The sequence below is a fragment of the Halalkalibacter alkaliphilus genome (genome assembly GCF_023555415.1).
GTDB lineage: Bacteria > Bacillota > Bacilli > Bacillales > Bacillaceae_D > Halalkalibacter > Halalkalibacter alkaliphilus.
The window spans coordinates 20,002-28,189 of the sequence record NZ_JAKRYL010000036.1; the positions used below are offsets into that span (position 1 = coordinate 20,002).

General features: G+C 37.5%; 6 protein-coding genes and 1 riboswitch. Of the genes, 3 read left to right on the forward strand and 3 right to left on the reverse strand.

Features of this window, described 5'->3' with window-relative positions:
• The first annotated feature begins 86 nt into the window (after positions 1-86).
• Positions 87-166, forward strand: a riboswitch (ZMP/ZTP riboswitch).
• 142 nt (positions 167-308) lie between these two features.
• The 3 genes from MF646_RS21525 to thiH all read left to right on the forward strand — a co-directional run bounded on the left by MF646_RS21525 (position 309) and on the right by thiH (position 3,611).
• Entirely contained in the window at positions 309-1,505 is a 1,197-nt protein-coding gene (locus MF646_RS21525; RefSeq protein WP_250098558.1) for a phosphoglycerate dehydrogenase, read from the forward strand.
• Between the two features lie 191 nt (positions 1,506-1,696).
• Positions 1,697-2,464: a thiazole synthase gene (locus tag MF646_RS21530; RefSeq protein ID WP_250098559.1), complete on the forward strand. Its 768-nt coding sequence runs from the start codon at positions 1,697-1,699 to the stop codon at positions 2,462-2,464.
• A 43-nt stretch (positions 2,465-2,507) separates the two neighbouring features.
• A complete protein-coding gene (gene thiH, locus MF646_RS21535) occupies positions 2,508-3,611 on the forward strand; it encodes a 2-iminoacetate synthase ThiH (protein WP_250098560.1) in 1,104 nt (367 codons plus the stop codon).
• Between the two features lie 54 nt (positions 3,612-3,665).
• Here thiH and MF646_RS21540 read toward each other — a convergent pair whose 3' ends face one another.
• From MF646_RS21540 to MF646_RS21550, 3 genes are all read right to left on the reverse strand, one after another.
• Complete coding sequence (locus tag MF646_RS21540; RefSeq protein ID WP_250098561.1) at positions 3,666-4,877, reverse strand: SpoIIE family protein phosphatase; 1,212 nt, start codon at positions 4,875-4,877, stop codon at positions 3,666-3,668.
• On the reverse strand, positions 4,877-5,722 hold the full coding sequence (locus tag MF646_RS21545) for an alpha/beta fold hydrolase (protein ID WP_250098562.1): 846 nt from the start codon (positions 5,720-5,722) through the stop codon (positions 4,877-4,879). Before MF646_RS21545 ends, MF646_RS21540 begins: the two co-directional genes overlap by 1 nt.
• A 242-nt stretch (positions 5,723-5,964) precedes the next feature.
• Positions 5,965-7,674 carry a methyl-accepting chemotaxis protein gene (locus MF646_RS21550; protein WP_250098563.1) on the reverse strand — a complete coding sequence of 570 codons (1,710 nt, stop codon included), beginning with the start codon at positions 7,672-7,674 and terminating at the stop codon, positions 5,965-5,967.
• Positions 7,675-8,188 lie beyond the last annotated feature (514 nt).

Here is an 8,188-nt window from a genome sequence, read left to right on the forward strand (position 1 = left end):
TAGATGATCTATCTGAATATTTATGCTCTTTTTAAATTTGAGCCTTGATGGCTTGTGACGAATATGTTATGATCAAAACAAATCTAAAGGCTATGTGTAACTGGCGAAACGCGGATCACCGCGAGGGAGCACATAGTGTCGTTAGCCGTTCGCCTGGGCAGAGGTAAGGGAATTTTTTTCTCCCTTGCCTCTTTCTGCTTTGAAAGGGGATAGTCCAAACAAAAAAACGATATCCTAATTCAAAGAAATAACTGTTAAGAAAGTATTATTAAAATAGAAATAGATACAGACAAAAAGGAGAGAACAAAATGAGCACAACAACATTAGAAAAAGTAAAAACAATCAAAACATTAAATAATATCGCAGAAAGTGGACTAAAGGTTTTTAGAGATGACTATAATCTCGACAATGATAGCGAAAATCCTGATGCGGTTCTTGTGCGTAGTTTTAACATGCATTCACTTGAATTTGGCAATAATTTAAAAGCAATTGCTCGAGCTGGAGCGGGTGTAAATAATATTCCGGTTGATAAGTGTACAGAGCAAGGAATTGTTGTTTTTAATACACCGGGTGCGAACGCGAATGCGGTAAAAGAGCTTGTATTAACGACATTAATGGCGTCTTCTCGTAACCTTTTTGCTGGTGTGGAATGGGCAAAGTCTTTAGAAGGTGAAGGCGATCAAGTTCCTAAGCTTGTAGAAGCAGGTAAGAAGCAATTTGTTGGGAAAGAAATTAAAGGAAAAACGTTAGGTGTTATTGGTTTAGGTGCGATTGGTGCACTTGTAGCGAATGATGCGCTTGACTTAGATATGGATGTAATTGGGTTTGATCCATTCATTTCTGTTAATACTGCTTGGAACTTATCTCGTAACGTGAAACGTGCCATGTCAATTGAAGAGTTATTTGCAAATTCTGATTATATTACGGTTCATGTTCCGTTAACGGATGATACGAAGGGTATGTTCAATGAAGTTACATTCAGCATCATGAAAGAAGGCGTTCAAATTTTGAACTTCTCACGTGATGGCCTTGTGAATGAAAAGGATATTGAAGCTGCGCTTGAAAGTGGAAAAGTCGGTAAGTATATTACAGACTTCCCGAATGAAAATGTGTTGAAAATGAAAAATGCTGTACCGATTCCGCATCTTGGTGCTTCTACACAAGAATCAGAAGAAAACTGTGCGATCATGGCAGCTCGCCAAGTGAAGGAATTTTTAGAAACGGGAAATATCAAAAACTCAGTTAACTTTCCAAATGCTAGTCTTCCGTATACAGGAAAGCGCCGTGTAGCTGCATTCCATAAAAATGTTCCGAATATGGTTGGACAGATCACATCAGCGATCTCAGATTATCAATTAAACATTGCTGATATGGTGAACAGAAGTCGTGGAGATTACGCTTATACAATGATCGACATCGAAGATAAAGTAAATGGCGATGTGATTCCTGGTTTAGTTGAGAAGATTAGTGAAATAGAGGGAATTGTTACAACGCGTGTAATTTAATTTTATATGTATCTGGACGAAACGAGCGGTGAAGACATCGCTCGTTTTTTTATGTGGGTAAAGTGACGATCCGGAGTTTTTTAAAATTTACAAACTATAAAGTGTGAGAGATGTTACAGACTCATTTTGAATAGGCCTTTAGAGTTAATACAGTACATCAATTTCATTACAGAGTAGGAGAGGGGAACGAAATGAAAGATGAATTAACGATTGGTGGGGTTATATTAACTAGCCGTCTTTTTATCGGGACGGGTAAATTTCATCATAATAATTTGATACCTGCTGTCGCGAAAAGCTCAATGGCAGAGGTCATTACAGTTGCCATGCGTCGGGTTGATCTTCATTCAACAGAAGAGAATATTTTAAATTCCATACCAAAAAACATGATTTTACTTCCGAACACTTCGGGGGCAAGAACAGCGGAAGAAGCTGTTCGCATCGCAAAGTTATCTAGGGCGGTAGGGCTTGGGAATTGGGTCAAAATCGAAGTGATTCCAGACCAAAAATATTTACTTCCAGATAATTATGAAACATTAAAAGCAACGGAAAGCTTAGTGAAGGAAGGGTTTATTGTTTTGCCTTATATGAGTCCAGATTTGGTCGTCGCGAAACAGTTAGAGGAAGTGGGAGCGGCTGCAGTTATGCCTCTTGGTTCACCTATTGGCTCTAACCGAGGGTTTCGAACGAAGGAGTTAGTCCGAATTATGATTGCGGAAAGTAGAGTTCCAATTGTAGTAGATGCAGGGATTGGTAAACCTTCTGAAGCGTGTGAAGCAATGGAGTTAGGGGCAGACGCAGTCTTAGTTAATACGGCTATTGCAACCTCTGACGATCCGGTTGCAATGGCAGGAGCCTTTGCAAACAGTGTAAGAGCAGGGAGAGCTGCTTATTTAAGTGGGCTGGGAGAGACTGCGTTAGAAGCTAGAGCTTCATCTCCTTTAACAGGATTTTTAGGTTGAGGTAGCGTATCGACATAATGTGATTGAAGGAGGGGATACGAGAGTGAGTTTTTATCACGTTTATCAAGAGTTAAAAGGACTTGACTTGGAAGGCTTTCTTGATTCGGTAACTAACAAAGATGTATTAAGGGTTTTACATAAAGACGTGTTAAATAAAGAAGATTTTTTGAAGCTTTTATCACCTGCTGCGGGGGAGAACTTAGAAGATCTGGCTCAAAAAGCCCATAGAGTAACAGCTCAATACTTTGGAAAAACAATCCAGTTATTTGACCCGATCTACATTTCTGATTACTGTGTGAATCATTGTACGTATTGTAGCTTTAGTGTAACGAATCAATTTAAGCGCCAGCAACTTACCATGGAGGAAATTGAGAGGGAAGCAAAAAAAATAGCAGGAACAGGAATCAAACATGTCTTAATTTTAACAGGGGAGTCGAGGAGGCACTCTTCTATGTCTTACATGAAGGATACCGTTGCAGTGCTAAGGAAATATTTCGAATCTATTTCAATTGAAATTAATCCGCTAGAAACAGAAGAATATAAAGAACTAAAAGAAGTTGGTGTGGATGGGGTTACCGTTTATCAAGAAGTTTACAATGAGGATATTTACCAAGATTTTCACGTGAAAGGGCCAAAGCGTTATTACCGTTACCGTCTTGATACTCCTGAAAGAGGTTGCGTGGCAGGATTTCGTAGTGTGAATATCGGTGCGTTGCTGGGTTTAGATAATTGGAGAAAGGAAGTATTCTTTACAGGGATGCATGCTGACTATCTACAAACGAAATACATAGGAACAGAGATTGGGGTATCACTCCCTAGAATTCGACCTAACTTAGGGAGTTTTTCGCCGAGATCTAAAGTAAATGATAAATCCTTTGTTCAGAGTTTAATGGCTTTACGCCTATTTCTCCCACGATCGGCTATTACTCTTTCTACAAGAGAGAGCCCTGATTTAAGAGATCATTTAATCCCGCTTGGAGTGACAAGGATGTCTGCAGGTGCATCCACAGAGGTTGGTGGTTACTCTCTTGAAGTGGAGGGGACAAATCAATTTGAGATTTCTGATAAACGTAGTGTAAAGGACATATGCAAGGCTCTGTATGAAAAAGACTACCAACCTGTTTTTAAAGATTGGAATCAACTTTAATGGTATAAAAAAGGCGAAAGCTTAAAATTCCAAGCTTTCGCATCTTATAATATGTTAGGTCAGGTCTACTAAAATAAAACATTGATCATCACTTTTCGTATACATTTTAATTTCGTTTGAAAGTAGCTGTTTCATCTTTTCTTTTAGGTTCGAAATAGACATCGATTGGTTGTCCCTTAATAAGTTGTTTAATTGATCAGGGCCGAGTGGGTCTGTGACACCATCTGTATATAGAAGCAATCTTCCTCCATCTGTATAGGGGAGGGTGTTGGTCTTAAAGACAAGCCCCTCAAACGTTCCAAGAGGAGGCATTTTAGAATAGAGTTCATGTAGTTCTCCGTTTGAATCCTGCCAAAGAGCAGGTGGGTGGCCAGCATTAATATAATCGATCTTTTTCTCTTTCGTATCAATTAATAGATTGATAGCGGTACAGTAATGCCATGCTTCCTTGTTGTTTTGAAACAAACGGTGAAGGTGGTTATCGAGTTCCTTCATTACTGCCTCCGTTTTTACTCCTTTAGAGATGAGTCGTTGGAATAAAGAGTGAAGTGACATGGTGATCAATGCAGAAGAAATGCCATGCCCCATAACATCAAGTAGAATAATGCCATAGCGATGTTGATCTAATTGATAAAACCCGTAAATATCACCTGATAATTCATTGGAAGCTTCATAGAATGATTCTATTTTTATTTGATCGTTGACAATTGGTTCGGTTAGTGAAGTTTCTTGAATCTTTCTTGCGAGTTCGAGTTCTTTTGTTGTATTTATTTTATATGCTTGATTTTGTTTGTTTAGTTCAAGGAGTTCTTCTTGTTTGCTCTTTAAATCTTTAAGTGCAGCTTCTAATTCTGCATTTGCTTTCTCTTTTGCAAGTAATGCTGCTTCAGCCTCTTTCTTCGCTAAAAGAAGTTCATTTTCATACTCACTTCTTTTGTGCATAGGAAACAGAACACAATCTATTTGATTTTGTCCATTTCTATTCCGTGGAAGGGCATTAATAATAACGGGTATTTCTTTGCCGGTATTAGATAGGAAAGAAATATGCATTTCCTCAATCTTTTTTTCTAATTTTACTAGTGGAACAAAATAAAGCTGAAAAAAAAGTTGGGCAGGGACCGTTAAAATGGAATTAATATGCTCTCCATTTAGTTGATCAAGCCTGTAATCAAGCAAGTTAAGTAACGTCTGATTCATTACAAGAATTCTGCCATTTTCTGATAGAGTTAGAAAGCCACAGGGTGCATTATTCAAATGTTCATCCATTACATAAGGTCACCTCTATCGGTCTGCCGTTCCATATGTAGAGCTTTATTTAAATAACGATCAATTAATTGTACTGTTTCCTCAGGATGGCTCATATGAGGACAATGTCCGGTTGCTTCCATCTTTATTAGTGTGCTAGAAGGAAGGTGTTGGTGGAGATACTCACCAACTACAGACGGAGCAATAATGTCGTCTGAGCATTGTAATATAAGGGACGGTACAGTGACGTTTGGCAAATCCTTTCGGTTGTCCGTGAAAAAAGTCGCTTCTGCAAATTGGCGAGCTATAATTGGGTCAGTAGAACAAAAACGATCTTCTAACTCTTTTTTGATTTCTGGGCGATCTGTATTATTCATTAATGTCCCCGCAAAAAGGGTTGTCCAGCCTATATAATTTTTCTCCATCATGTCTATTAAACCAGTTAGTTGTTCTTTCTCAAAACCTCCGTAATAATGGGGAGGATCGTTTAAATAACATGGAGAGGGACCGAGCATAATAAGGTCAGAGAAATACTCAGGGTGTTTTAGTGATGCTAGCATACCGATCATACTGCCAACGGAATGTCCAATCAAAATGGTATCTTTTAAGTCTAATGCAGAACATACATCTAGTACGTCTTGTGCATAGCCATTAAGAGTGCCATATCGATTTAAATCATAAGCTTGTAAATCGGAGTTCCCTGAACCTACATAGTCAAATAAGATAATTTTATAGTCTTCCTCGAAGGCTTTTGCTACTGAGTGCCATACGCTTTGGTCACATCCGAAGCCAGGTGCAAAAAGCAATGTTTGTGTTCCGTTTCCTCTTATCTTTATATTATTCCGTTTTATTATATACTGGTTCATAATGACTCCTTCTAGTTTGGAACTTTCTAATAGTACTATTAAATATCTTAACATTTAATGGGTTCTCTGTGTTGTCTTTGTTAAATGCTTTACGGCAAATACTAAAATAATTCTAAGTTGTTATTATTTCAGAATGCTGTTTTACCAAACAAATGATTTTTATATTTGAAAATAGCGTGAAAGGGGCTGTTCCAATGGTTTGATCGTAACCTATTTGGACAGCCCCTGTTTTGTGAAAAATCTTATTTTGTTTTGAACCGACTTACTTCAGAGAGGAGTGCTTCGGCTGTGAGGACAAGGTTGTTGATAGAAGCAACGATTTCTTGCATTGTAGCCGATTGGACCTCCGTCGATTGAGCGACATGCTGAACATTTTCAACGTTTTTTATGGAAATGGTTTTAATTCCTTCGATAGTGCCAGCAATTTCTTTTATATTTCGATTGATCTCACTTGAAAGTTTGTCAACTTCGCTAATATCATTTGTAATCTCATAGATAGAAGTAGAGATCTCTTTAAAGGAATTGCTTGCATTTTCTACAAGTGCTAACCCTTCTTTAACCGATTGGCTGCCATCTTCTACTACTGATACGGCAGTGTTTGTTTCACTTTTAATTTCATTAATAAGAGAAGCGATTTGAGTCGTGGCTTTCCCTGATTCCTCGGCTAATTTTCTTACCTCTTGAGCAACGACTGCAAATCCAGCCCCATGACTTCCCGCTCGTGCAGCCTCGATAGATGCATTTAATGCCAGTAAATTGGTTTGCTCTGCGAACCCTGTAATTAAAGAAACGATTTGCTGAATTTCATTAGCCTTATCATTTAATTTTGAGATGACATCAACAGTGACTTCTGTATGTTCGTTGATCGAATGCATTTGACCAATCGCCTTCTCGACGATGACATTTCCGCTGTTTGCTTGAGTAGTTGTAACATTTGATAATTCTGATACTCTTTTGATTTTTTCTCCGATCGTTGAAAATTCATTTGAGATCGTCGATACAGATGTATCTATGAAAATGGTGCTGTCAGCTTGCGTTTTATTTCCATTTGCCACATCTTGCAGATGGTGTGAGATCTTTTCGACTGAGGCGCTGACTTGTTCGGACCCTTGCGAAATAATTTTAGATGATTCAAACACCCTATCAGAATTTTTACTTACTTCTTTTAGAATGGATTTAAAGTTGGTTACGAATCCATTAAAATTGGTCGTTAATTCATCAATTTCATCTTGCCTGTTTTTATGCTTGACTTTTAATGGTTCAATCGTAAAATCGCCATCTGACACTTGTTGTGCATATTGATTCAAGCGGATTAACGGCTGAATCGTTCTCCCTATTAACAAAATAGTAATAACGCCAACAAGTAATACAGGAATCATTCCAACTAAAATGCCACCGCCGATCATTGACCACGTTCGTTCACTAATGATTTTTGCATCAAAGTCAATGGCGCTAATTGCAATCACTTCTTGTGTTGGATCATGATCCTTAAAAATAGGGGCATAACCTGTAAGACGTTTCATATCCCCAAAGTCGTAAACATCAGAATAGGTTGGGTGTTTCATTACCGTTAAATGATGCAATGCTTCATCATCTATATAGAAGGAATCGCCATATGTAAAACCTTGTTGTTGTAAATTTTTATCAGCAGCTAAAATTGTTCCGTTAAGAGAGAGTATGTATTGCGAACTAAAAATGTCCTTGTGTTGAACAGTCCAGCTAATAAGTTCACCCATTTCTGTTGCTTTTGAAAAGTCCCCATTCGCCAATTGGTCAATGATAGCAGTATCTAATAATCCGGTTGTGATGTTAGCGCAACCATACAATTCAATTCCTGCCGCTTCTTTTACCTTGTCATAGCTAATCTTATAATTAGAAAATGAAATAGTAGCAATGCATACTAACATCATTGAAATGATAATTAAGCCTAGTTTTTTTGTGATTTTAGTCATGTTATAACTCTCCTTTATACAAACCTGCTTCTTTTATAAGTGTAGTTTGTTTAAAACGGTAAAGGTGTGATGAATCTCACACTTACGAAAGATTATCTTGTTAATAATAGGTTTAGATTTATTAATGCTAATTTGGATTAAATGCGGCAGCGTCTAAATAAGTTGGGATTTATTTAAAAGGGAAGGTCTATTTTTGTATATCGTTTGGGGTTAAATTTTTAATTGATTATCTAGTGAAGTTATGGTAGATTATTAAATCTAGTCGCAAAAATTAATTTTAAATTAACTATTGCGCAGAATTGGTATTCGTGATATATTGTTTTTTGTCGCCGTGAACGACTTCTTGATTCGATGGTGATCGCGAAAAACTTTTAAAAAAATTATTGCGTGGAACGATGTGTTGTGTTACGATAATGAACGTCGCTGATGAGACAGCGCATAAGAGTTCTTTGAAAACTGAACAAAAGCCAAGCGAATTAAAGAGATTTATTAATCTCGTCAAAGAAATTTACCT

Coding starts and splice junctions, on each gene's coding strand:
- MF646_RS21525 (WP_250098558.1), top strand. CDS start 309: ATGAGCACAACAACATTAGAAAAAGTAAAAACAATCAAAACATTAAAT.
- MF646_RS21530 (WP_250098559.1), top strand. CDS start 1,697: ATGAAAGATGAATTAACGATTGGTGGGGTTATATTAACTAGCCGTCTT.
- MF646_RS21540 (WP_250098561.1), bottom strand. CDS start 4,877: ATGGATGAACATTTGAATAATGCACCCTGTGGCTTTCTAACTCTATCA.
- MF646_RS21545 (WP_250098562.1), bottom strand. CDS start 5,722: ATGAACCAGTATATAATAAAACGGAATAATATAAAGATAAGAGGAAAC.
- MF646_RS21550 (WP_250098563.1), bottom strand. CDS start 7,674: ATGACTAAAATCACAAAAAAACTAGGCTTAATTATCATTTCAATGATG.